The sequence below is a fragment of the Streptomyces sp. NPDC030838 genome (genome assembly GCF_055572035.1).
In genome coordinates, this window is record NZ_JBVIED010000001.1 from 849,425 (window position 1) to 873,024 (window position 23,600).

At 72.7% G+C, this 23,600-nt stretch carries 20 protein-coding genes; 3 read left to right on the forward strand and 17 right to left on the reverse strand.

All coding sequences use genetic code 11. The features are described 5' to 3' along the window. From ACZ42A_RS03815 to hrcA, 4 genes are all read right to left on the reverse strand, one after another. Complete coding sequence (locus ACZ42A_RS03815; protein ID WP_468525509.1) at positions 1-750, reverse strand: 16S rRNA (uracil(1498)-N(3))-methyltransferase; 750 nt, start codon at positions 748-750, stop codon at positions 1-3. Further along, positions 747-1,820: a nitronate monooxygenase gene (locus tag ACZ42A_RS03820; RefSeq protein ID WP_468525510.1), complete on the reverse strand. Its 1,074-nt coding sequence runs from the start codon at positions 1,818-1,820 to the stop codon at positions 747-749. Before ACZ42A_RS03820 ends, ACZ42A_RS03815 begins: the two co-directional genes overlap by 4 nt. 100 nt (positions 1,821-1,920) lie before the next feature. Beyond that, on the reverse strand, positions 1,921-3,057 hold the full coding sequence (gene dnaJ, locus ACZ42A_RS03825) for a molecular chaperone DnaJ (protein ID WP_468525511.1): 1,137 nt from the start codon (positions 3,055-3,057) through the stop codon (positions 1,921-1,923). Continuing rightward, on the reverse strand, positions 3,058-4,074 hold the full coding sequence (hrcA, locus tag ACZ42A_RS03830; protein ID WP_468525512.1) for a heat-inducible transcriptional repressor HrcA: 1,017 nt from the start codon (positions 4,072-4,074) through the stop codon (positions 3,058-3,060). Between the two features lie 163 nt (positions 4,075-4,237). On the opposite strand from hrcA, the gene ACZ42A_RS03835 reads away from it, so the two are divergent. Beyond that, a complete protein-coding gene (locus ACZ42A_RS03835) occupies positions 4,238-4,969 on the forward strand; it encodes an MBL fold metallo-hydrolase (protein WP_468525513.1) in 732 nt (243 codons plus the stop codon). A 32-nt stretch (positions 4,970-5,001) separates the two neighbouring features. Continuing rightward, the gene (locus ACZ42A_RS03840; RefSeq protein ID WP_468525514.1) at positions 5,002-5,805 is read left to right on the forward strand and encodes a DUF3097 domain-containing protein; all 804 of its coding nucleotides are present in this window, start codon (positions 5,002-5,004) and stop codon (positions 5,803-5,805) included. 20 nt (positions 5,806-5,825) lie between these two features. Here the strand turns inward: ACZ42A_RS03840 and hemW are convergent, their stop codons facing one another. The 4 genes from hemW to lepA form a co-directional block, all read right to left on the reverse strand. Then, positions 5,826-7,058, reverse strand: a complete 1,233-nt coding sequence (gene hemW, locus ACZ42A_RS03845) for a radical SAM family heme chaperone HemW (RefSeq protein WP_468525515.1) — start codon at positions 7,056-7,058, stop codon at positions 5,826-5,828. A gap of 46 nt (positions 7,059-7,104) precedes the next feature. Further along, positions 7,105-9,105, reverse strand: a complete 2,001-nt coding sequence (locus tag ACZ42A_RS03850) for a SpoIIE family protein phosphatase (RefSeq protein WP_468525516.1) — start codon at positions 9,103-9,105, stop codon at positions 7,105-7,107. A gap of 220 nt (positions 9,106-9,325) precedes the next feature. After that, entirely contained in the window at positions 9,326-11,200 is a 1,875-nt protein-coding gene (locus ACZ42A_RS03855; protein WP_468525517.1) for an AMP-dependent synthetase/ligase, read from the reverse strand. A gap of 288 nt (positions 11,201-11,488) precedes the next feature. Continuing rightward, positions 11,489-13,357, reverse strand: coding sequence for a translation elongation factor 4 (gene lepA, locus ACZ42A_RS03860; RefSeq protein WP_468525518.1), 1,869 nt, complete (start codon positions 13,355-13,357; stop codon positions 11,489-11,491). Between the two features lie 239 nt (positions 13,358-13,596). Here lepA and rpsT point away from each other — a divergent pair, with 239 nt between their 5' ends. Further along, positions 13,597-13,863, forward strand: a complete 267-nt coding sequence (gene rpsT / locus ACZ42A_RS03865; RefSeq protein WP_086168781.1) for a 30S ribosomal protein S20 — start codon at positions 13,597-13,599, stop codon at positions 13,861-13,863. Between the two features lie 204 nt (positions 13,864-14,067). Here rpsT and ACZ42A_RS03870 read toward each other — a convergent pair whose 3' ends face one another. The 9 genes from ACZ42A_RS03870 to ACZ42A_RS03910 form a co-directional block, all read right to left on the reverse strand. Further along, on the reverse strand, positions 14,068-14,463 hold the full coding sequence (locus ACZ42A_RS03870) for a nuclear transport factor 2 family protein (RefSeq protein ID WP_468525519.1): 396 nt from the start codon (positions 14,461-14,463) through the stop codon (positions 14,068-14,070). 120 nt (positions 14,464-14,583) lie between these two features. Beyond that, positions 14,584-15,573 (reverse strand): DNA polymerase III subunit delta, encoded by a 990-nt coding sequence (holA, locus tag ACZ42A_RS03875; protein ID WP_468525520.1) that lies wholly within the window; start codon positions 15,571-15,573, stop codon positions 14,584-14,586. 203 nt (positions 15,574-15,776) lie between these two features. Continuing rightward, positions 15,777-16,022, reverse strand: coding sequence for a hypothetical protein (locus ACZ42A_RS03880; RefSeq protein ID WP_468525521.1), 246 nt, complete (start codon positions 16,020-16,022; stop codon positions 15,777-15,779). A 20-nt stretch (positions 16,023-16,042) separates the two neighbouring features. Continuing rightward, positions 16,043-16,942, reverse strand: a complete 900-nt coding sequence (locus ACZ42A_RS03885) for a YceI family protein (RefSeq protein ID WP_468525522.1) — start codon at positions 16,940-16,942, stop codon at positions 16,043-16,045. Positions 16,943-17,088: 146 nt separating this feature from the next. Then, on the reverse strand, positions 17,089-17,934 hold the full coding sequence (locus ACZ42A_RS03890) for an arylamine N-acetyltransferase family protein (RefSeq protein ID WP_468525523.1): 846 nt from the start codon (positions 17,932-17,934) through the stop codon (positions 17,089-17,091). Positions 17,935-17,938: 4 nt separating this feature from the next. After that, positions 17,939-20,455, reverse strand: coding sequence for a ComEC/Rec2 family competence protein (locus ACZ42A_RS03895; protein WP_468526129.1), 2,517 nt, complete (start codon positions 20,453-20,455; stop codon positions 17,939-17,941). Between the two features lie 146 nt (positions 20,456-20,601). Next, a complete protein-coding gene (locus ACZ42A_RS03900) occupies positions 20,602-21,615 on the reverse strand; it encodes a ComEA family DNA-binding protein (protein ID WP_468525524.1) in 1,014 nt (337 codons plus the stop codon). Positions 21,616-21,719: 104 nt separating this feature from the next. Beyond that, complete coding sequence (locus ACZ42A_RS03905; protein ID WP_468525525.1) at positions 21,720-22,565, reverse strand: DegV family protein; 846 nt, start codon at positions 22,563-22,565, stop codon at positions 21,720-21,722. 82 nt (positions 22,566-22,647) lie between these two features. Beyond that, complete coding sequence (locus ACZ42A_RS03910; RefSeq protein ID WP_468525526.1) at positions 22,648-23,394, reverse strand: hypothetical protein; 747 nt, start codon at positions 23,392-23,394, stop codon at positions 22,648-22,650. Positions 23,395-23,600 lie beyond the last annotated feature (206 nt).

The following is a 23,600-nucleotide window of genomic DNA, read 5'->3' on the forward strand; positions in this document are numbered from 1 at the left end:
TCAGGACCAGCGGCCGGTACGGCCGAGGATCAGGGCGGCGGCCGCCGTGCCCGCGGTGGAGGTGCGCAGCACGGTGGGGCCGAGGACGTACGCATTGGCGCCGGCCTCCCGGAACAGCGCCAACTCGTCGGAGGCGACGCCTCCTTCGGGGCCGACGACCAGCACGATCTCGCCCTCGGTGGGCAGTTCGGCGGTGGCCAGCGGCTCGCTGCCGTACTCGAAGTCCGAGTGCAGTACGGCGGCGAAGTCGGCCTTCGCGAGCAGCGCGGCGACCTGCTTGGTCGTGGCCGCGTCGGCGACCTCGGGGAAGCGGACCCGGCGGGACTGTTTGCCGGCCTCGCGGGCGGTGGCGCGCCACTTGGCGAGGGACTTCTGGCCCCGGTCGCCCTTCCACTGGGTGATGCAGCGGGCGGCCTGCCAGGGCACGATCGCGTCGACGCCGACCTCGGTCATGGTCTCGACGGCGAGTTCACCGCGGTCGCCCTTGGGCAGGGCCTGGACGACGGTGATGCGGGGCTGCGGCGGGGGCTCCTCGGAGTAGGAGTCCATGTGGACGATGAGGCGGTCCTTGCCCTCGGTGTCGAGCACCACGCACTCCGCCCAGCGTCCGGCGCCGTCGGTGAGGATGACGTCCTCGCCGGGCCGCAGCCGCTTCACGGAGACGGCGTGCCGTCCTTCGGGGCCGTCGAGGACGTAGCGGCCGCCGCCGCCCGCGTCGAAGTGGTCGACCACGAACACCGGTGCCGTCATGCCGCACCTCCGGCCGACAACGCTGTCCGGGCCGCCGCCAGTTCGGCCGCCAGCACCTCCACCAGCTGACCGGCGGGCAGGTCGCGCGCCATGCGGTGGCCCTGCCCCGCCCACAGCGCCATGCCCTGCGCGTCACCGGCCTTGGCGGCGGCCTTGCGCAGCGGGGAGGTGAGGTGGTGGATCTCCGGGTAGGCGGCGGGGGCGTAGGGCCCGTGCTCGCGCATGAACCGGTTGACGAGACCGCGCGCGGGACGGCCGGAGAAGGCGCGGGTGAGTTCGGTGCGGGTGAACAGCGGGTTGGTCAGCGCCTGCTTGTGCACGGCCTGGGCGCCCGACTCGGGGGTGGCGAGGAAGGCGGTGCCGAGCTGGGCGGCGCTCGCGCCCGCGGCGAGGGCGGCGGCGATCTGGCTGCCGCGCATGATGCCGCCCGCGGCGACCAAGGGCAGCCGGACCGCCTCGCGGACCTGGGCGATCAGCGACAGCAGCCCGATGCCGGAGCCGTCGTTCTCGGGGATGTCCCGGTGGGTGCCCTGGTGGCCGCCCGCCTCCACGCCCTGCACGATCACCGCGTCGGCCCCGGCCTGCTCGACGGCGCGGGCCTCGTCGGCGGTGGTGGCGGTGACGAGGGTGAACGTTCCGGCCCGGCGCAGGGCGTCCAGGACGTCCCGGCTGGGCACCCCGAAGTGGAAGGAGACGACCGGCACCGGGTTGTCCAGCAACACCGCGAGCTTGGCGTCGTAACCGTCGTCCCGGCCGCTGTCCGGGTCGCCCAGCTCGGTCTCGTACCAGGCGGCCTCGCCGGCCAGCTGATGGGCGTAGACGTCCACGGCGGCGGGCTCGGCATACTCCGGCTGCGGCATGAACAGGTTCACGCCGAAGGGGCGGCTCGTCAGCCCCCGCAGCTGCTTGATCTCCTGGTACATGCCGTCGGCCGTCTTGTACCCGGCGGCCAGGAAGCCGAGCCCCCCGGCCTCGGACACGGCCGCGGCGAGCTGCGGCACGGAGACGCCGCCCGCCATGGGGGCCTGCACGATCGGGTGGGGGAAGAGATCGGTCAGTGCGGAGGACATGACGGCATGGTGTCACGTCCTCCGAACAAGTCCGAAACCGGGCGCCCAACTGGCATAGACCACCGGCACCCGCTCGGCTCCGCCCCGGCCCGACCGAGCCTCAGCGCCCGTTGAAGGCATCCTTCAACCGCGAGAACAAGCCCTGCTGCCCCGGCTGGAACTGCCCCTGCGGGCGCTCCTCGCCGCGCAGTTTCGCCAGCTCGCGCAGCAGGCGCTCCTGCTCGGGGTCGAGCTTGCTCGGGGTCTGCACCTCGACGTGCACGACGAGGTCGCCCCGGCCGCCGCCGCGCAGATGCGTGACGCCCCGGCCGTGCAGCGGGATCGACTGGCCGGACTGGGTGCCCGGGCGGATGTCGACCTCCTCCATGCCGTCCAGCGTCTCCAGCGGCACCTTGGTGCCGAGGGCCGCCGCCGTCATGGGGATGGTGACCGTGCAGTGCAGGTCGTCGCCGCGGCGCTGGAAGACCGGGTGCGGGAGTTCGTGGATCTCCACGTACAGGTCACCGGCAGGACCGCCGCCCGGGCCGACCTCGCCCTCACCCGCGAGCTGGATCCGCGTGCCGTTGTCGACACCGGCCGGGATCTTCACCGTCAGGGTCCGGCGGGAGCGGACGCGGCCGTCGCCGGCGCACTCCGGGCATGGGTTCGGCACGACCGTGCCGAAGCCCTGGCACTGCGGGCACGGCCGCGAGGTCATGACCTGGCCCAGGAAGGACCGGGTGACCTGCGAGACCTCACCCCGGCCGCGGCACATGTCACACGTCTGCGCCGAGGTGCCCGGCGCCGCGCCCTCGCCGCTGCACGTGGAGCAGACGATCGCGGTGTCGACCTGGATGTCCTTGGTGGTGCCGAAGGCCGCCTCGTCGAGCTCGACCTCGATCCGGATCATCGCGTCCTGGCCGCGGCGCGTCCGCGAGCGCGGCCCGCGCTGCGACGCCGTGCCGAAGAACGCGTCCATGATGTCGGAGAAGTTCCCGAAGCCGCCCGCGCCGAAGCCACCGGCACCCGCGGCGCCGCTCTGCGAGAGAGGGTCGCCGCCGAGGTCGTAGACCTGCTTCTTCTGCGGGTCCGACAGCACCTCGTAGGCGGCGTTGATCTCCTTGAACCGCTCCTGCGTCTTCGGATCGGGGTTGACGTCAGGGTGCAGCTCGCGAGCGAGCCGCCGGAAGGCCTTCTTGATCTCCTCCTGCGACGCGTCGCGGCGCACGCCGAGAACGGCGTAATAGTCCGTGGCCACCTACGACTCCGCCAGGATCTGTCCGACGTACCGTGCCACCGCTCGTACCGCTCCCATCGTTCCCGGGTAATCCATGCGGGTCGGTCCGACCACGCCGAGCTTGGCGACTGCCTCGCCGCCCGAACCGTAGCCGACCGACACCACCGACGTGGAGTTGAGTCCCTCATGGGCGTTCTCGTGACCGATGCGCACGGTCATGCCCGAATCCTTCGCCTCGCCCAGCAACTTGAGGAGCACCACCTGCTCCTCCAGCGCCTCCAGGACGGGCCGGATGGTGAGGGGGAAGTCATGTCCGAAGCGGGTCAGATTGGCGGTGCCGCCGATCATCAGCCGCTCCTCGGTCTGCTCGACCAGCGTCTCCAGCAGGGTGGAGAGCACCGTCTGCACGGTGCCGCGATCCTCCAGCTCGAAGCCCTCGGGGAGATCCTGCACCAGCTGCGGCACATCCGTGAAACGGCGGCCGGCGACCCGGCTGTTCAGCCGCGCCCGCAGATCCGCCAGGGACGTCTCGCCGAACGGCGCCGGGCAGTCGATCATCCGCTGCTCGACCCGTCCGGTGTCGGTGATCAGGACCAGCATCACCCGCGCGGGTGCCATCGACAGCAGTTCCACGTGCCGCACCGTGGACCGGGTCAGCGACGGGTACTGCACGACCGCGACCTGCCGGGTCAGCTGCGCCAGCAGCCGCACCGTGCGGGCCACGACGTCGTCGAGGTCGACGGCGCCGTCGAGGAAGTTCTGGATCGCGCGCCGCTCGGGCGCGGTGAGCGGCTTGACCTCGGCGAGCTTGTCGACGAAGAGCCGGTAGCCCTTGTCGGTGGGGATGCGCCCGGCGCTGGTGTGCGGCTGGGCGATGTACCCCTCGTCCTCCAGGGCGGCCATGTCGTTGCGGACCGTGGCCGGCGAGACGCCGAGGTTGTGCCGCTCGGTGAGCGCCTTGGAGCCGACCGGCTCCTCGGTACCGACGTAGTCCTGGACGATGGCGCGCAATACCTGCAGCCGTCGTTCACTGAGCATCCGCGCACACCTCCAGCGGTTCGTCCCCTTGGCGCTCCCCCTGGCACTCGGCGCATGCGAGTGCCAGCCTTACCCGGCCCAGTGTACGGCCGTCGGGTACGCCCCGGGCAAGGCCGGTCCTGCGAGGTCGTGACCTCGGGGGCGTCACGGTTAGCGTCGCGGTATGACGCTGACTTGGGAAGAGCTGGGATGGGAACGGCTGGCGACCGGGGTCGGCCGGTGCCGTCTGCCCGGCTGGGACTGCACGGCGGGACTGGTCCTCGGGCAGGGCACGGCGCTGCTGATCGACGCGGGTTCCAGCCTCGCGGAGGGCGCCCGGCTGCGCGCGGAGGCGGAGGAGCTGGCCGGGCACCGTGTGACCCATCTCGCGCTCACCCATCCCCACTTCGACCATGTCTTCGGGGCGGCGGCACTGGCGGGCGCGGAGGTCTTCGGGGCGGTCGGCGTGGACGCGGCGCTGACCTCCCGGCGGGCCCGGGAGGAGCTGCGGTCGGACGCGGTCCGCAACGGTCTGGACTTCGCGACGGCCACGGAGGCGGCCGACACCCTGGTGGCCCCGCGCCACCACGTCTCGGGCGAGTGGACCCTCGACCTCGGCGGCGGCCGGCAGGTCCTGCTCGCCAACGTCGGCCCCGGCCACACGGCCCACGACCTCGCGGTCCTCGTCCCCGGCGAGACGGAGGTCGTCTTCTGCGGCGACCTGGTGGAGGAGTCCGGCGAACCGCAGGCGGGCCCGGACTCCGTCCCGTCCCGCTGGCCGGACGCCCTGGACCGGCTGCTGGCGCTGGGCGGCGAGGACGCGGTCTACGTCCCCGGGCACGGGGCGGTGGTCGACGCGGCCTTCGTACGACGCCAGCGCGACGCCCTGGCGACCCGTTTCGGCGTGTCGCGCTGAACGCGTACGGGGCTGTCCATATCGTCATTCGAATGCGCCAGTACTCTCCGGACCTGACCCCGCCCTGGAAGAAGCCCCAGCCCGTCCCGGAGGTCCCGGCGGAGCCCGGCCTGGTGGTCGAGGAGCCCGGGACCGGCTTCTGCGGCGCGGTGATCCGCTGCGAGGCGGGCACGGTCACCCTGGAGGACCGCTTCGGCAAGCACCGGGTGTTTCCGCTGGAGCCGCGCGGGTTCCTGCTGGAGGGGAGGGTGGTGACGCTGGTGCGACCGTCTTCCGGGCCGCTGCGTCCCACCCGTACCGCCTCCGGCTCGGTGGCCGTCCCCGGCGCCCGCGCCCGCGTGGCCCGCGCCGGCCGTATCTACGTCGAGGGCCGCCACGACGCCGAGCTGGTCGAGAAGGTGTGGGGCGACGATCTGCGCATCGAGGGCGTGGTCGTGGAGTACCTGGAGGGCGTGGACGACCTGCCGAGGATCGTGGAGGACTTCGCTCCGGGCCCGGACGCGCGGCTGGGGGTGCTGGTGGACCACCTGGTGCCGGGTTCGAAGGAGTGGCGTATCGCGCACTCGGTGACCAGCGAGCACGCGCTGGTGGTCGGCCACCCCTACATCGACATCTGGCAGGCGGTGAAGCCGTCGTCCCTGGGGATCGCCGGGTGGCCGGAGGTCCCTCGCGGACAGGACTGGAAGACGGGGGTGTGCCGGGCGCTGGGGTGGCCGTCGGAGAACACCGGGGCGGTGTGGCAGGCGATTCTGAAGCGGGTGGGGTCTTACAAGGACTTGGAGCCGGAGCTGCTGGGGTGTGTCGAGCGTCTCATCGATCACGTGACCGTGCCCTGAAGGCTGCCGCTCGTTGACCTTCAGTCCACCAGTTCCCGTACCACCGCATCCGCCAGCAACCGCCCCCGCAGCGTCAGCACCGCACGCCCCTCCTCGTACGGCCCCTCCTGAAGCAGTCCCTCGGACAGCGCCCGGCGGGAGGCCTGGAGCCCTTCCTCCCGAAGCAGGCTCAGCGGTACGCCGTCCCGCAGCCGCAGCTCCAGCAGGATGCGCTCGACCCGCCGGTCCTCCTCCGAGAGCACCTCACGCCCGGCCCCCGGCGAACGCCCCTCCGCCAGCGCCGCCGCGTACGCGCCCGGATGCTTGACGTTCCACCACCGCACCCCGCCCACGTGGCTGTGCGCACCGGGGCCCGCGCCCCACCAGTCGGCGCCGCGCCAGTACAGCTCGTTGTGCAGGCAGCGGCCCGACTCGGAGGTGGCCCAGTTGGACACCTCGTACCAGTCGTAGCCCGCCTCCGAGAGCCGCTCCTCGGCGATCAGGTAGCGATCGGCGTGGACGTCGTCGTCGGTCATCGGCACCTCGCCACGGCGAATCCGCCGCGCCAGCTGCGTGCCCTCCTCCACGATCAGGGCATACGCGCTGATGTGGTCCGGCCCGGCGCCCAGCGCCGCGTCCAGGGAAGCCCGCCAGTCGTCGTCGGACTCGCCCGGGGTGCCGTAGATCAGGTCCAGGTTGACGTGCTCGAAGCCCGCCGCGCGGGCCTCCGCGACGCACGCCTCCGGGCGGCCGGGGGTGTGCGTGCGGTCCAGCACCTTCAGGACGTGCTGCTTCGCGCTCTGCATGCCGAAGGAGATCCGGTTGAAGCCGCCCTCCCGCAGTTCCGCCAGGTAGGCGGGGTCCACGGACTCCGGGTTCGCCTCCGTCGTCACCTCCGCGTCCGCCGCCAGCCCGAACTCCTCGCGGATCGCCCCCAGCATCCGTACGAGATCACTGGCGGCCAGCAGCGTCGGCGTACCGCCGCCGACGAAGACCGTGCGGACCTCGCGTGGGTCGTCGCCGAGGACCTTGCGGGAGAGGCGGATCTCGTCGATCAGGGTGTCGGCGTAGTTGTCGCGGGAGGCGAGCACGCCGCCGGTGCCGCGCAGCTCGGTGGCGGTGTAGGTGTTGAAGTCGCAGTAGCCGCAGCGGGTCGCGCAGTAGGGGACGTGCAGATAGAACCCGAGGGGGCGGTCGGCCGCCCCGGCGAGCGCGGACGCGGGCAGCGCGCCGTCGGCGGGGACGGGCTCGCCGTCGGGGAGTGCGGAAGGCATGTCCTCCATTGTCCCGCACCGCTGACCCGTCCTACGACTGTCCGTCCTACGACGGCCGCTCCGCCTGGAGCACCAGCAGCGCGAGATCGTCCTCCGGCGGCGTACCGCCGAAGTCGTGCACCTGCTGCCGGATCCGCTCGGCGATCAGCTCCGCGCTCAGGCCCGCGCAGCCGGCCAGCGCCGCCGCCAGCCCGTCGCCGTCGTCGAACTGGCGAGTGCCGCAGCGCCGCTCGGTGACGCCGTCGGTGACACAGAGCAGGGTGTCGCCGGGGTCCAGCTCGAAGGTCTCGCTGATGTACGTCTCGTCCTCGACGACACCGAGCAGGGTCTGCGGGCGGGCGACGGTGCGGACGCCGCCGTCGGGGCCGAGGAGCAGCGGCAGCGGGTGCCCGGCGGAGGCGAGGGTGCAGCGGACGCCGCCGCCTTCCAGGGGCACGAGTTCGCCGTACAGCAGGGACAGGAAGCGGGTCTGCGGGCCGTCGCCGGGGCCGACGGGGCCGACGAGGGCGCGGGCGGCGGCGTCGGCGGCCTCGGTGGCGTCGTCGAGGAGGAGCTGGTTGAGGCGGTCGAGGACGTCGGCGACGCGGTAGCCCTCGCGGGCCAGCAGCCGCAGCCAGGGGCGGGCCAGGCCGATGACGACGGCGGCCTCGGGCCCCTTGCCCTGGACGTCGCCGACGGCGAAGCACCAGCGGCCGTCACCGGCCGGGAAGAGGTCGTAGAAGTCGCCGCTCGGTCCGCCCTTGTCGCAGGGCTCGTGGACGAGCGCGCTGCGCATGCCGGGGATCTCGGCGACCGCGCCGGGCAGCAGTCCGCGCTGGAGTACGGCGCTGATGGTGGCCTGCCGGGCGTACTGCCGCGCCGCCCCGATGGCCAGCGCCACCCTCCGGCTCAGGTCCTCCACCAGCCCGGTGACCTCGTCGGGGAAGCGCGCGGTCCCGGCGCGGCCGAGGACGAGCGTGCCGAGGGGCCGGCCGCCGGCGACGAGCCGGAAGGCGAGGGCGGCGCCCGGGGCGGGCCCGCAGGACGTGCCGGCGACCTCTTCGGCCCCGTGGGCCCCTCCGGCCCCCTGCGCCCCTCCGGCTCCGTAGGCCCCTTCGGACCCGTAGGCCACGGGGTCCTCCCACTCCGCGTCGCCCAGCGCCTCTCCCGGCCACGGATACGGCACCGGTCCGCCGTCCGGTTCCTCGCCGGGCTGGGGCGGTTCCTTCTCCAGGACCCGGCGCAGTTCCTCCATGCGGTCCTCGGCGGTGTGCCAGACGCGGGCCAGCCGGGGGCCGGGGGCGCCGATGCCGCCGTCGGTCCGGCGGCCGCGGCCCATCGCCTCGTCCTCCAGCCAGATCGCGCACCAGTCGGCGAGCCGGGGCACGAGCAGCTGGCCGGTGAGCGCGGCGACCAGGTCCTCGTCGAGCTGCCCGGCGAGCAGGTCGGACGCCTCGGCGAGGAACGACAGCGCGCCGCGCCCGAGCCATTCCCGGTCCCGTTCGGCCCGCCGGGGCTCGGGGGCGAGCAGTCCGGCGACGGACAGCGAGTCGCCGCCGGTGTCCTCCTGGTCCGGGTGTTCGTCGCCGGTCATCCGCGCCCACACCGTCTTGGCGCCCCGGCGGTAGGTGACGCCCCAGGACTCGCAGAGAGCGGCGACGAGGCGCAGTCCACGGCCGTACTCGGGCGTGCCGTGGCCGGGATCGGGGGCGCCGTCGCGTGGGGCGCGCGAGGGGTGCCGGTCGGTGACCTCGACGACGAGCGCGCCGGTGTCCGGCTCCAGCCGACAGGTGATGTCCACATCGGTGCCGGCGTGTACGACGGCGTTGGTGACCAGTTCGCTGACGACGACCGCCGCGTCCTCGCCGGTCCGGTCCGCGCCGGGCAGCCCGAGGTCGGTCCACTCGCGTAAGGCGGTGCGCAGCAGCCTGCGGGCGGCGCCCGGCGCGAGAGGGCCGCCGACGAGTGTGGCCCGTACCTGGGCACACGGCGCGGCGGGCGGATGCGCGGCGACGGGCTCGGTCTCCGGGTGCGTCGGAGACTCCCGTTGCGTCGGTATGGCCCCCATCTCCAGCTCCCCGGGCAGTCGGACATGTCGCCCCGACAGGGTGACAGACCGACCCGGCCCGAACGCGCCGAGTTACCGAAGTGGGCCACGATAAGTGAGGAGCGTGCTACGCACCTGGTCGAATCCGGACAGTAGACGTACGGATTCGAGTGTTTGACCTATGCCCGTGGCCCAGGCCAGGCACTGGGCCGGGCACCGGGCCACTGAGCGACTGCCACGATCACGCCTCGCGCGTGCCCTCGTACATCTCCTCGATGAGGTGCTTGTACTCCCGCTCCACGACCGGCCGCTTCAGCTTCAGGCTCGGGGTGATCTCGCCGTGCTCGACGTCGAGGTCGCGCGGCAGCAGGCGGAACTTCTTGATGGTCTGCCAGCGCTGGAGCCCGGCGTTGAGCTGCTTGACGTATCCGTCGACCATCTCGACGGTCACGGGCGCGGCGACCACCTCGGCGTACGACTTGCCCTCCAGGCCGTTCTCCTTCGCCCAGCCCAGGATCGCCGCCTCGTCGAGGGCGATCAGCGCGGTGCAGTAGTTCCGGTCGGCGCCGTGGACCAGGATGTTGGAGACGTACGGGCAGACCGCCTTGAACGAGCCCTCGATCTCGGTCGGCGCGATGTACTTGCCGCCCGAGGTCTTGAACAGGTCCTTCTTGCGGTCGGTGATGCGCAGATAGCCGTCGGCGGACAGCTCGCCGATGTCGCCGGTGTGGAACCAGCCGTCCGGCTCCAGCACCTCGGCGGTCTTCTCGGGCAGGCCGTGGTAGCCCTCCATGATGCCGGGGCCGCGCAGCAGGATCTCGCCGTCCTCGGCGATCCGGACCTCGGTGCCGGGCAGCGGCTTGCCGACCGTGCCGGTGCGGTAGGCCTCGCCGGGGTTGACGAAGGAGGCGGCGGAGGACTCGGTGAGGCCGTACCCCTCGAGGATGTGGATGCCGGCGCCGGAGAAGAAGTAGCCGATCTCGGGGGCGAGGGCGACCGAGCCGGAGACGCAGGCCCGCAGCCGGCCGCCGAAGGCCTCGCGCAGCTTGGAGTAGACGAGGGTGTCGGCGACCTTGTGCTTGGCGGACAGTCCGAACGGGGCGGAGGCGGTGCCGGTGCGCCGGAAGTTGTCCTGGGTGACCTTGGCGTACTCGCGGGCGACCCCGGCGGCCCACTGGAAGATCTTGTACTTGGCCCCGCCGCCCGCACGGGCCTTGGCGGCGACGCCGTTGTAAACCTTCTCGAAGATGCGGGGGACGGCCGCCATGTACGTCGGCTGGACGACCGGCAGATTCTCGATGATCTTGTCGACCCGCCCGTCGACGGCGGTGACGTGGCCGACCTCGATCTGCCCGGACGTGAGCACCTTGCCGAAGACATGGGCGAGCGGCAGCCACAGGTACTGCACGTCGTCGGGGCCGACCAGGCCGGTCGCGGCGATCGCCTTGGCCATGTACGACCAGTTGTCGTGCGGCAGCCGCACGCCCTTGGGGCGGCCGGTGGTGCCGGAGGTGTAGATGAGGGTGGCCAGCTGGTCCTTGGTGATCGCGCCGACCCGCTGCTTGATCAGCCCGGGGTCCTTCTCCAGCCGGGCGGCGCCGCGGGCCTGGAGCTCGTCGAGGGTGAGCACCCAGTCGCCGGTCTCGACGCCGGTGCCGTCGATGACCACGACGTGCGTCAGCTCGGGCAGCTCGGCGCGCTTCTCCTGCGCCTTGGCCAGCTGCTCGGCGTTCTCCGCGATCAGCACCCGGCTGCCGGAGTCGGCGAGGATGAACGCCGACTCGTCGGCGTTGGTCTGCGGATAGATCGTGGTGGTGGCCGCGCCCGCGCACATGATGCCGAGGTCGGCGAGGATCCACTCGATCCGGGTGGCGGAGGCCAGCGCGACCCGCTGCTCCGGCTGGACGCCCAGTTCGATCAGTCCGGCCGCGATGGCGTGCACCCGCTCGGCGGCCTGCGCCCAGCTCAGCGACTTCCAGTCGTCGGGGCCCTCACCGGAGGCCGGGGGCACCGGGTAGCGGTAGGCCTCGGCATCCGGGGTGGCGGTCACGCGCTCCAGGAAGAGGCCCGCGACGGACGGCGGACGGTTCTCGATCAGGGTTTGTGTGTCGGTCACGACATCCTCCGGGCCCGCGGCGGTGCGGCTGGATCAGTGTGGCTACGGTGTGGCTCTGTGCGGCTTTTTCACTCACAGGACGTTGTTTAACTCGCGAGTAACCAGCGAGCAGGGACAGGGTAGAGCCCGACCGGCCGCTGCGTAAGACTCCGCGCCCTGTCACTTTCTCCAGAGGGATTCCAGAGAGACCCCCGCCGCATACGCCGGGGCCCGCCGTACTTTCGTACGACGGGCCCCGAGGCGTCCGTTTTTCCGGTGACCGGCGGTGTTCGGCGGCGTAACCCGCGGTTACTTCTTGCCCTTGGCCGATGCCGCGCTGTCGTCGCTGGAGAGCACCGCGATGAAGGCCTCCTGCGGAACCTCCACGGAACCCACCATCTTCATCCGCTTCTTGCCCTCCTTCTGCTTCTCCAGCAGCTTCCGCTTACGGGAGATGTCACCGCCGTAGCACTTGGCGAGGACGTCCTTGCGGATGGCGCGGATGGTCTCGCGGGCGATCACCCGGGAGCCGATGGCGGCCTGCACCGGCACCTCGAAGTTCTGCCGCGGGATCAGCTCCTTCAGCTTGGCGACGAGCCGCACGCCGTACGCGTACGCCTGGTCCTTGTGCGTGATCGCCGAGAAGGCGTCGACCTTGTCGCCGTGCAGCAGGATGTCGACCTTGACCAGGGAGCTGCTCTGCTCGCCGGTGGGCTCGTAGTCCAGCGAGGCATAGCCGCGGGTCTTGGACTTCAGCTGGTCGAAGAAGTCGAAGACGATCTCCGCGAGGGGGAGCGTGTAGCGGATCTCGACGCGGTCCTCGGAGAGGTAGTCCATGCCGAGCAGGGTGCCGCGGCGGGTCTGGCACAGCTCCATGATCGCGCCGATGAACTCGGTGGGCGCGAGGATCGTGGCCCGGACGACCGGCTCGTACACCTCGGCGATCTTCCCCTCGGGGAACTCGCTCGGGTTGGTCACGACGACCTCGGTGCCGTCCTCCATGATCACGCGGTAGACCACGTTGGGCGCGGTGGCGATCAGGTCCAGGCCGAACTCGCGCTCCAGCCGCTCCCGGATCACGTCCAGGTGGAGCAGGCCGAGGAAGCCGACGCGGAAGCCGAAGCCGAGGGCCGCGGAGGTCTCCGGCTCGTAGACGAGCGCGGCGTCGTTGAGCTGGAGCTTGTCGAGGGCCTCGCGCAGCTCGGGGTAGTCGGACCCGTCCAGCGGATACAGACCCGAGAAGACCATCGGCTTCGGGTCCTTGTAGCCGCCGAGCGCCTCCGTGGCCCCCTTGTGCTGGCTGGTGACGGTGTCACCGACCTTCGACTGGCGGACGTCCTTCACACCCGTGATCAGGTAGCCCACCTCGCCGACGCCGAGGCCGTCGGCCGGGAGCATCTCGGGCGAGTTGGTGCCGATCTCCAGCAGCTCGTGGGTGGCGCCGGTCGACATCATCCTGATGCGCTCGCGCTTGTTGAGCTGGCCGTCGATGACACGGACGTACGTCACGACGCCGCGGTACGAGTCGTAGACCGAGTCGAAGATCATCGCGCGGGCGGGGGCGTCCTTGACGCCGACCGGCGGCGGGATCTCGGCGACGACCTTGTCGAGCAGCGCCTCGACGCCCAGACCGGTCTTCGCGGAGACCTTCAGCACGTCGCTCGGGTCGCAGCCGACCAGGTTGGCCAGCTCCTCGGCGAACTTCTCGGGCTGCGCGGCCGGCAGGTCGATCTTGTTCAGCACGGGGATGATCGTGAGGTCGTTCTCCATCGCCAGGTAGAGGTTGGCGAGGGTCTGGGCCTCGATGCCCTGGGCGGCGTCGACGAGGAGGATGGTCCCCTCGCAGGCGGCGAGCGACCGCGAGACCTCGTAGGTGAAGTCGACGTGCCCCGGGGTGTCGATCATGTTGAGGATGTGCGTGTTGCTCTTGTCGTGGGTCGGGGCCCACGGCAGACGCACCGCCTGGGACTTGATCGTGATGCCGCGCTCGCGCTCGATGTCCATGCGGTCGAGGTACTGGGCACGCATCTGCCGCTGCTCGACCACACCGGTCAGCTGGAGCATCCGGTCGGCGAGCGTGGACTTGCCGTGGTCGATGTGCGCGATGATGCAGAAATTGCGGATCAGAGCCGGGTCGGTACGGCTCGGCTCGGGCACATTGTTAGGGGTCGCGGGCACGCAGGGTCCTGTCTCTTGAGGCGCCTTATGCCTCGGGTCGGATCGATACGTAGCTTCCATGGTCCCACGGGTGGGGCGCGGCGACCGGTTTGGGCCGCTCGGAGGGCCGCTGGTAGTGTAGGGGGCTGTGTCTCATGCCCTCTCAGCGCGAGGCACGACCCCAAGAAATCACCTGGCACGGGACTCGGGATCCCCTGGGATCCCTCTGGCCCCGTGCCTGAACCTGAAAAGGCTCATTCGTGGCGAACATCAAGTCCCAGATCAAGCGGATCAAGACCAACGAGAAGGCTCGGCTGCGCAACAAGGCCGTCAAGTCCTCCCTGAAGACCGCGATCCGCAAGGCCCGTGAGGCCGCTGCCGCGGGTGACGTCGAGAAGGCCACCGAGTACCAGCGCGCCGCCGCGCGTCAGCTCGACAAGGCCGTCTCGAAGGGCGTCATCCACAAGAACCAGGCCGCCAACAAGAAGTCGGCCCTGGCTGCCAAGGTCGCGTCCCTCAAGGGCTGAACCCCTTATCTGGTCTGACCGCCGGCAGGACCCAGAGCGGGCCCTCTCTCATCCGCTCCCGGCCGGCACCCCGAGTCCGTTCGCGGCCTGCGTTCGCCACGCGGGAACGGACTCAACAGCTTGATCCGAGGACCCCGTCGCCTCGCCCTTCCCCAGGGCCGGCGGCGGGGTCTTCGGCGTGCGGGGACTGCCGTGGTTGCCGGTTCAGGACCAGAAGTCGTTGAACTTGTCGAGGTCGTCGACACACTCGTCGAGGTCGCTGACCTTGTCGCCGACGATCCGGAAGACGATGCCTCCGTCCAGCTCCAGGTGCTTGCCCTGACGCTGGGCCGTGGAATGGTGCATGGACATCACGTGCCCACGGCCGTCGACGAAGAGCTGACGCAGTTCGACGTTCAAGGTCCCGCCCGACTCCTCGAAGAGCCGCTGGTATATCTGGACACACGCATCCTGGCCCTTGTAGTCGCCCGCCAGCGGGTGATCGCCCGGGAAGTGATGCGTGGCGTCCCCTGTCAGCAGGGTGCGCAGGGTGTCCATGTCACCGCGCGAGAAGGCCTCGTAGCCCTTGCGGACGAGTGCTGCATGCGGGTGTTCAGCCATCCAGATCGCCACCTTCCGTCATGTCGGCCATGTACGGCGATTTCAGGCTGCACATACGATTGTCCTCGCGGCCGCCACGGCGGCCAGTGGATCACGGCCGGGGCACGTCTTCGGCCCCTGTCAGCTTCGGCCCCTGGACCGCGCCGCCCGCGCGATCGTCACGACGGCCTTCTCCAGGGCGTATTCGGGGTCGTCCCCGCCGCCCTTCACCCCGGCGTCGGCCTCGGCGACCGCCCGCAGCGCGACGGCGACCCCGTCGGGGGTCCAGCCCCGCATCTGCTGGCGCACGCGGTCGATCTTCCACGGCGGCATGCCCAGCTCCCGCGCGAGGTCGGCGGGCCGGCCGCCGCGCGCGGAGGACAGCTTGCCGATCGCCCGGACGCCCTGGGCGAGCGCGCTGGTGATCATCACCGGCGCGACACCGGTGGCCAGCGACCAGCGCAGCGCCTCCAGCGCCTCGGCCGTCCGTCCCTCGACCGCCCGGTCGGCGACGGTGAAGCTGGAGGCCTCGGCGCGGCCGGTGTAGTACCGCCCGACGACGGCCTCGTCGATCGTCCCCTCGACATCGGCGACGAGCTGCGACACGGCGGACGCCAGCTCCCGCAGATCACTGCCGATGGCGTCGACGAGCGCCTGGCAGGCCTCCGGGGTGGCGGACCGCCCGGCCGCCCGGAACTCCTGCCGCACGAACGCCAGCCGGTCCGCCGGCTTCGTCATCTTCGGGCAGGCCACCTCCCGCGCCCCCGCCTTGCGCGCGGCGTCCAGCAGCCCCTTGCCCTTGGCGCCGCCCGCGTGCAGCAGCACGAGCGTGATCTCCTCGGCGGGGGCGCCGAGGTAGGCCTTCACGTCCTTGACCGTGTCCGCGGACAGGTCCTGCGCGTTGCGTACGACCACGACCTTGCGCTCCGCGAAGAGCGACGGGCTGGTCAGCTCGGCGAGGGTGCCGGGCTGCAGCTGATCGGGGGTCAGGTCACGTACGTCCGTGTCGGCGTCGGCGGCCTTGGCGGCGGCCACCACCTCCTGCACGGCACGGTCGAGCAGAAGGTCCTCCTGGCCCACGGCAAGCGTCACCGGGGCGAGAGGGTCGTCATTCGCAGTCTTCCTGGCCATTGGGACAAGGATGGCATGGGGGACTGACAACGCGGTGCGGGCTGGGCTCGCACAAGCCGCGGGCATGCGTGCCGCCTGGGGCGATGGGGGTCCCCCCTGCTCGAGCGAAGCCGAGAGCTTGGGGGAGGGTGGGCGCGGGGGCACCCCGTCACGCCGGGCTGCGTACCCACCCCCGGCCGGCCCCATGGCGGCCACGTCACAACCTACGGCTCCTCACGCCACCCATCCCACTCCCCCGCGAACTCATCCAGCTCCCGAGGATCGAGCGCCCCGCCCTCATCCCGCAGCACCACCAGCCACTGCGCGTCCTCCGCGTCGTCCTCCCCGGCCAACGCATCCCGTACCAGCCGCGGCTCCTCGTCGATCCCGAACCGCTCCCCCAGCGCCTCGGCCACCTCCTCCGCCGCGTCACGGTCGGGCAGCACCAGCACATGTCTCACATCACTCACGGCAACATTCTCCGCCACGGCTATGCCGCCACCCCACCGACCGCCTTCGGTACGACCTGCACGTCCAGCTCGATCCGGACACTGGGCCCGACCACCGCGATCCCCCGCGCCAGCATCGTCTGCCAGCTGACGGTGAAGTCGTCCCGGTGCAGCTCCGTGGTCGCCCGGCAGGCCGCCCGCACCTCGCCCTCCATCCCGTTGCCCAGCCCCAGATACTCCGTGTCCAGCGTGACCGTCCGGGTCACCCCGTGCAGCGACAGCGCCCCGGTCACCGCCCACCGGCTGCCGCCCCTGTGCACGAACCGGTCGCTGTAGAACTCGATCGTCGGGAAACGCTCCACGTCGAGGAAGTCCGCCGACCGCAGATGGTCGTCCCGCATCCGCACATTCGTGTCGATCGACGCCGCGTCGATCACCACGTGCATCGCGGAGCGCTCCATCCGATCGGCGATCCGCACCACTCCCGCGAAGTGGTTGAACCGCCCGTGGATCCGCGCCAGCCCGATGTGCCGGGCGGTGAACCCGATCGAGGAGTGCATGGGCTCGATCTCCCAGTCCCCCGGGGCGGGCGGCTCCGGCGGCTCGGCCGTCTGAAGCGTCACGTCCCCCAGCGAGGCGAGCGTGCCCTCCTCCACCGTCAGGGCCGCCCGGAACGGGGCGTACCCCTCGGCCGAGACCGCCAGCCGGTACTCACCCGCCGGCACCGCCGTCACGAACGAGCCGAAGGGGTCCGTGCCCCCGCCGACCACCCTGCGCCCCATGTGGTCGCTGACCACGAACTCCGCGCGCGGAACCGGCTCATGGACCGGATCGAGCACCCGGCAGCTGAGCACCCCCGCCCGCGGCGGAGTCCGCACCGCCGCCAGGGGACTCGTCCGTTGTATCCGGTTCCTCCGGCTTCCCAGCCAGCGGCCGATCATCCACGACACCTCTGCGCGCCTTGACATCACTCGTTACCGAAGATCCATTCGATCACTTGTGAGGTTTTCGAGGCAACACAGGGGCAGATCAGCGGGATACGGCCTCTTCGAGCCGTACGGTCGTGTACTGCCGGTTACCGCCGGAATCAGTCCCTCCCGTCTGCTTTACGCACCGTCGGCACCCTCTCCAGCACGATCCCGAACCGCTCCCGGTACACCGCCAGCACCGCCTCGTCCTCCCCCTCGCCGTACTCGTGCTCCTCCCGCGTGCCGTCCGCCGCCGTCACCTTGAGCCTGCGTCCGCTGAGCGTGATCCGCCCGCCGTCCTCCGTGACCCGGGAGCACACCAGCTTCCGCGTGAAGTGCGACTCCGGCGAGGTGCTGTGCCACCAGGCCCCGGTCACGAAGTCGGCGAGCACCCGCGGCCGGGGCTCCAACCGGTACTCCGGCTCGCCGTCCTTCAGCAGGTCCAGGTCGACCGCGTCCGCCGCGCCGGAGCCGCCCCGGACCCCCGCCGCGTCCGGCCCCGCCTCGACGATCCGGAACGAGCCCCCGGGGTCGGCCTGTTCCTGCCGGTCCTCCAGCGACAGCGGATAGTGGCTGTGCGCCCCGAACCCGACGTCGGCCAGCCACTCCCCCGCGTCCACCGTCCGCACCCGCAGCGCGAGATGGTCGTACGGGACCCCGAGCCGCCCCTCCTCGCCGTACACCCGAGCCGCCAGCAAGGTCACATCGAAGCCCAGCGCGCCCAGCAACGCGGCGAACACGCCGTTCAGTTCGTAGCAGAACCCGCCCCGCCGCGCGCCCACCACCTTGTCCAGCAGCCGCTTCTCGTCGAGCACGATCTCCTCGCCGAGATGGATCGACAGGTTCTCGAAGGGCACGGTCTGCAAGTGGCGCAGCTGGAGCTCGCGCAGGACGTCGAGGGTGGGCCGAGCCGGGCGGGCGACGCCCAGCCGGCGGAGATACGCGTCAACCTCTGCCGAGTTCATGCCCTCAGTCTCGCGCCACGCGTATCTCCCCGCCCGCACCGACCACCGCGACCGCCCCGTCCCGGTCCGTCCGCAGCACCGCCGCGCCCCCGGCCCGCAGCGCCGCCAGCGTGCTGGGCGCGGGGTGCCCGTAGGGGTTGTCCGCGCCCGCGGAGATCAGCGCCAGGCGCGGTGCCGTCCGGCGTATCAGCTCCGGGTCCTGGTAGGCGGATCCGTGGTGGGCGACCTTGAGGACGTCCACGCGGCCCAGCAGCGCCGCCGCCGGGGTTCGCAACAGGGCCTGCTGGGCCGGCGGTTCCAGGTCGCCGAGCAGCAGCATCCGCAGCCCGGCCGTCCGGACGAGCAGGGCGACGCTGGCGTCGTTCGGCCCCTCCGGCACGGGTGCCGCGGGCGGCGGCCACACCACCTGCCAGGAGAGGTCGCCGGTGCGCCGCCGCTCCCCGGCGACGGCCCGGGTCACCGGGATACGCCGCGCGGCGGCCGCTCTTCGCACGAACTCCGCCTGGTCCGCGGGCTCTGCGTACCCCGTCGTCTGGATCGCGCCGACCGTGCGCCCGCGCAGTACCCCGGGCAGTCCGGCGACATGGTCGGCGTGGAAGTGGGTGAGCACGACGAGCGGGATCCGGGTGATGCCCAGCCCGCGCAGACACCGGTCCACCAGCGCCGGGTCCGGTCCGGCGTCCACGACCACGCCGGTGCCCTCGCCCGCCGCGAGCACGGTCGCGTCGCCCTGCCCCACGTCGCACAGGGCCAGCCGCCAGCCCGGCGGCGGCCACCCGGTGATCACCCGGGTCAGCGGCGGCGGCTGCACCACCGCCAGCACCAGCAGCAGCCCGCCCGCCACGCACAGCCAGGGGTGCCGCACCAGCCGTCGCCCGGCCACGGCGACGGCCACCGTGACGCACAGCAGCAGCCCGGCGCCCGCCCAGCTCCCCGGCCAGTCCACGCCCGCGCCGGGCAGGGCCGCCCCGGTGCGGGCGATCCCCGCGATCCACCCGGCGGGCCAGCTCGCGCACCACGCCAGTGCCTCGGCCACCGGCATCGCCACCGGCGCCGCCGCCAGCGCCGCGAACCCCAGCACCGTCGCCGGGGCCAGCGCGCACTCCGCGAGCAGATTGCACGGCACCGCCACCAGACTCACCCGCGCCGACAGCACCGCCACGACGGGCGCGCACACAGCCTGCGCCGCCGCCGCGGCCGCCAGCGCCTCCGCCACCCGCGGCGGCATCCGGCGCCGACGCAGCGCCGCGCTCCAGGCCGGCGCGAGCGTGAGCAGCGCCCCGGTGGCCAGCACCGACAGCAGGAAGCCGTAACTCCGCGACAGCCACGGGTCGTACAGCACCAGCAGCAGCACCGCCGTCGCCAGCGCCGGGATCAGGGACCTGCGGCGTCCCGTGGCCAGGGCGAGCAGAGTGACCGCCCCGCAGGCCGCGGCCCGCAGCACGCTCGGGTCCGGGCGGCACACCACGATGAACCCCAGGGTGAGCACCCCGCCCAGCAGCGCGGTCCCCCGCAGCGAGACGCCCAGCCGCGGGGCCAGTCCGCGCCGCTCGGCCCGCTGGGCCAGTCCGGGCGGACCCAGCAGCAGGGCGAGGACGATGGTGAGGTTGCTGCCGGACACGGCGAGCGTGTGGGCCAGGTCGGTCTCCTTGAACGCCCGGTCCAGCTCCGGGCCGATCCGCGAGGTGTCCCCCACCACCAGCCCGGGCAGCAGCGCCCGCGCATCGGCCGGCAGACCGTCGGTGGCCTCCCGCAGCCCGGCCCGCAACCGCCCCGCGAACCGCTGGACGCGTGACGGCTCCTCCACGACCACCGGCGCCGCCCGCTCCCGCACCCGGAGCACCGCCGCGATCCGGTCCCCGCCGACCACCGCCGGCGCCAGCCGCCCGGTCACCCGCACCCGTGTGGAGGGCAGCAGGCCGAGCCAGGCCGGCGGCCGCCCGGCCCGGGATGCCGCCGCGGTGCCGGGTCCCGCGTCCACGATCAACAGCACCGGCGCCCGGGTCGCCGTCAGGCCCGGCTGTCCCCGGGTCGCCCCGGCGGCGGTCGGCTCCACCACACCACGCACCTCTCCCCGCACCAGCACGGACGCTCTGGCCAGGTGGTTCCCCGTGACACGCGGCCGGGAGATCCGAGGGTCCGCCGTGATCTCGACCTCGGCGGTCACCGTCGCGTACGTCCGCGCGAGCGCCGGTACCGGGCCCCGGCGCAGATCCGCGCCGTGCAATCCGGCCGAGGCGGCGGCCCCGGCGGCACAGAGCAGGACGGCCGCGACCGACACCCGCGGCCATGCCGTCGGCCGGGCGCGGGCCGGGCGGATCCGGCGGCCCCCGCCCAGCAGGAGCACGGCCGCCACGACCGAGCACCCCGCCACCACCCCGACGGTCCAGCCGGGCGGCGCCCCCAGCGTCAGCGCGGCCGTCGCCCAGGCCGCGAGCGCCGGCGCCACGAGCCGCAGATCCGCGGGCCCCTCCTGACGTGGATGGGCCGCACCCAACCGCTTCCCGGACGCCACGTGCACGGCCTGCCGGACTCGCCCCGGGCCCTCCTGCCGCTGCGTGCGGCCCTGACTCTCCTCGTGCTGAACCCGGCCGTGGCTCTCCTGCCGCTGAACCCGGCCCTCGCTCTCCTCGCCCCGGCCTCGGGCCGATGCCTCCTCCCCGTCCCTCATGGCCGTACGAGATTCCGCAGATCGGCGAATCGTCGGTCGCCGATGCCGTTGACCTCCCGCAGCTCGTCCACCGAGCGGAAGCCACCGTGCCGGGTGCGGTAGTCGACGATGTGCTGGGCCAGCACCGGGCCGACGCCCGGGAGGGTGTCGAGCTGCTCCACGGTGGCCGTGTTGAGGGAGACGGGGCCCGCCGCTGCCGCACCCGGCGGGCCTCCCCCGGCGGTTCCCGCCGCCGGAGCGGGGGCGGGACCGCCCACGACCACCTGCTCACCGTCCACCAGGAACCGCGCCCGGTTCAGCCCGGCGAGGTCCGTGCCCGGCCGTACCCCGCCCGCGGCCTCCAGCGCGTCCACGACCCGCGACCCCGGGGGCAGCCGGTGGATCCCGGGCTCCCGCACCTTTCCGCTGACGTCCACCACGATCTCGGCGCCCGGCACAGCCGTCGGGACGCCGGACGGAGCCGGGTCACCCGCCGGCTCCGGCTGCGGAGCCGCCGCCTCGACCACCTCCGGCGCCCTCACCGGCTCGGTCCGCCCGCTCCAGAAGTGCTGCACGGCGAACCCCGCGGCCACGACGAGCAGCATCGTCAGGGCCAGTACGCTCCGCCGCTCCAGCCCCGCCCGGGCCTGCAACCACAGCGGCAGCCGCTCGCGCAGGGCCAGTCCTGCCTGATCGCGCCAGTCCCCGGCGGGCTCCCGCTCCTCAGCCCGCCCCCGCTCCTCAGCCAGCCCCGGGTCCTCGACCCGCTCCCGCTCCTCGGTCGGCGCCCGCTCCTCCTCCCCTGGCGGCCCCGCCCGCGACTCCCGCCGCTCCTCGGCGCCTTCCACGGCCCGCGCCCCGAACAACAGCTCCGCACGCCGCCGGAGTTCATCGGCGGACGCGTGCCGCTGCCGGGCGGCGGACCTGCCGCGCAGGGGCGGACGACGGTGCCGGAGACGGCCGTCCGAGGCAGGACCCCGCCCCGGCCCACTCGTCGCGGACGTGCTGCGTGTGCGTGATCGAAGTGCCATGCGACGAGGATCGGGCAGCCCGCCACCCTCGCGATGATCTTGGTCAAATCCCGGGGATTACCACCCAGTTGTGGAAAACGCCGCCACCCACACGCGTGAAGCCGTCAACGCGACGAGACCACGACCCCCAGCAATCCGGGCCCCGTGTGCGCCCCGATCACCGCTCCGACCTCACTCACATGCAGCTCCGCCAGCCCGGGCACCCGCGCCCGCAACCGCTCCGCCAGCGCCGATGCGCGGTCCGCCGCCGCGAGATGGTGGACGGCGATGTCGACCGGCGCGGAAGCCGCCCGCTCGGCGACGATCTCCTCCAGCCGGGCGATCGCCCGGGACGCCGTCCGCACCTTCTCCAGCAGGTCGATCCGGCCGCCGTCCAGCTGCAGCAGCGGCTTCACCGCGAGCGCGGAGCCGAACAGGGCCTGCGCGGTGCCGATCCGGCCACCGCGGCGCAGGTACTCCAGGGTGTCGACGTAGAAGTAGGCGGAGGTGTCGGCGGCGCGCTTCTCCGCCGCCGTAACGGCCTCATCCACGGAACCGCCGGACTCCGCCGCCTCGGCCGCGGCCACCGCGCAGAAGCCCAGTGCCATCGCGACCATGCCGGTGTCCACCACCCGCACCGGCACCGGCGCCTCCTTCGCCGCGAGCACCGCCGCGTCGTAGGTGCCGGACAGCTCGGCGGAGAGATGGAGGGAGACGATCCCGGAGGCGCCCGACTCGGCGACCTTGCGATAGGTCTCCGCGAAGAGCTCGGGGCTGGGACGCGAGGTGGTGACGGGGCGTCGCTTCTGGAGCGCCTGGGCCAGCGAGCGGGTCGAGATCTCGGTGCCCTCTTCGAGTGCCCGGTCGCCGAGGACCACGGTCAGGGGCACCGCTGTGATGCCGTGGCGCTCCATCGTCCGCGGCGGCAGGTAGGCCGTTGAATCGGTGACGATCGCGACATGGCGGGACATGAGCTGGAGGTTACCTGGCGTACCGCCCGGACGGCAGCCCGGCCCTCTCACCTGTGCCGGAACGGGGACGCGTCCGACGGGTTCAGGTGGTGCTCTCCGGGCGGGGCTTCTTCTGCCACGGGTAGGCGGGGCGCGGGTCCGGCGGGGTGATGGCGGGGCGGGCCGGCTCCTCGGCGGTCCGCGCCTGCGGGGTGTCCGACCAGGTCTGCTGCTGCGCCGCGGAGTCGGCGGCGGGGGCCTCCGGCCAGGGCGGCGGGGTCGCGTTGGCGGGCGCCGAGGTGTCCTCGGTCGTCCAGTGCCGCAGGGCGCCGGTCTCGACGTCGATCTGGGCGCTCAGGGAATCCAGCTCGTCGTCGGCGAAGTGACGGGCGCGGTCGCGGGCGGCCCAGCGCAGGGCGTCCGCCGAGCGCGTGATGCGCTCGGTGCGTTCGCGCAGGGCGGGCAGCCGCTCGGCGAGCGCGGTCCGGTCCGGTTCGGACTCCAGGCGCCGCAGTTCGGCGTCGAGTTCGTGGCCGTGGGCGCTGAGCCGCTGGAAGAGGCCCAGCGACTCCTTGAGGGACTCGTCCTCGGCCGCGCCCGCGTGCAGGGCGTCCTGGGTGGCGCGCATGGAGGTGCGCAGTCGCAGGCGCAGCTGGGCGATCTCGCCGACCGGGCCGGGCTGGGCGAAGGACTTGGCGCGCAGAGTGTGGTCCTCGACCGTGCGCCGGGCCTGCGTGATCGTGCGGTCCACGCCGCGTTTGGCGGCGCCGACGACCTTCACCGTGGCGTAGGCCCCGAGCGCGACGAAGAGCACGAAGAGCAGGGCCACCACTGCGATCACTGCTTCCACGACGCTCCTCCTCCGGCCGGTCGGCCGCCCTGTGCCCGTCGCGGCAGCCACCGCGACGCTCTTCCACGGTAAACGCAACGGGCAGGCCCGGAGTTCCACGACAACCCCGAACCTGCCCGCATCGAACCCCGAGCACACCCCCTAGGGGACCAGCCCCACCAGAGCCGCGCTCACCGTCCGATCACGCCGGAGCGATGCTCACCGTC

What these genes read in the sequence shown, in the direction of transcription:
- ACZ42A_RS03815 (WP_468525509.1), bottom strand. Translation starts at nt 750, where the DNA reads ATGACGGCACCGGTGTTCGTGGTCGACCACTTCGACGCGGGCGGCGGC.
- ACZ42A_RS03820 (WP_468525510.1), bottom strand. Translation starts at nt 1,820, where the DNA reads ATGTCCTCCGCACTGACCGATCTCTTCCCCCACCCGATCGTGCAGGCC.
- hrcA (WP_468525512.1), bottom strand. Translation starts at nt 4,074, where the DNA reads ATGCTCAGTGAACGACGGCTGCAGGTATTGCGCGCCATCGTCCAGGAC.
- ACZ42A_RS03835 (WP_468525513.1), top strand. Translation starts at nt 4,238, where the DNA reads ATGACGCTGACTTGGGAAGAGCTGGGATGGGAACGGCTGGCGACCGGG.
- ACZ42A_RS03840 (WP_468525514.1), top strand. Translation starts at nt 5,002, where the DNA reads ATGCGCCAGTACTCTCCGGACCTGACCCCGCCCTGGAAGAAGCCCCAG.
- hemW (WP_468525515.1), bottom strand. Translation starts at nt 7,058, where the DNA reads ATGCCTTCCGCACTCCCCGACGGCGAGCCCGTCCCCGCCGACGGCGCG.
- ACZ42A_RS03850 (WP_468525516.1), bottom strand. Translation starts at nt 9,105, where the DNA reads ATGGGGGCCATACCGACGCAACGGGAGTCTCCGACGCACCCGGAGACC.
- ACZ42A_RS03870 (WP_468525519.1), bottom strand. Translation starts at nt 14,463, where the DNA reads ATGGCTGAACACCCGCATGCAGCACTCGTCCGCAAGGGCTACGAGGCC.
- holA (WP_468525520.1), bottom strand. Translation starts at nt 15,573, where the DNA reads ATGGCCAGGAAGACTGCGAATGACGACCCTCTCGCCCCGGTGACGCTT.
- ACZ42A_RS03885 (WP_468525522.1), bottom strand. Translation starts at nt 16,942, where the DNA reads ATGATCGGCCGCTGGCTGGGAAGCCGGAGGAACCGGATACAACGGACG.
- ACZ42A_RS03890 (WP_468525523.1), bottom strand. Translation starts at nt 17,934, where the DNA reads ATGAACTCGGCAGAGGTTGACGCGTATCTCCGCCGGCTGGGCGTCGCC.
- ACZ42A_RS03900 (WP_468525524.1), bottom strand. Translation starts at nt 21,615, where the DNA reads ATGGCACTTCGATCACGCACACGCAGCACGTCCGCGACGAGTGGGCCG.
- ACZ42A_RS03905 (WP_468525525.1), bottom strand. Translation starts at nt 22,565, where the DNA reads ATGTCCCGCCATGTCGCGATCGTCACCGATTCAACGGCCTACCTGCCG.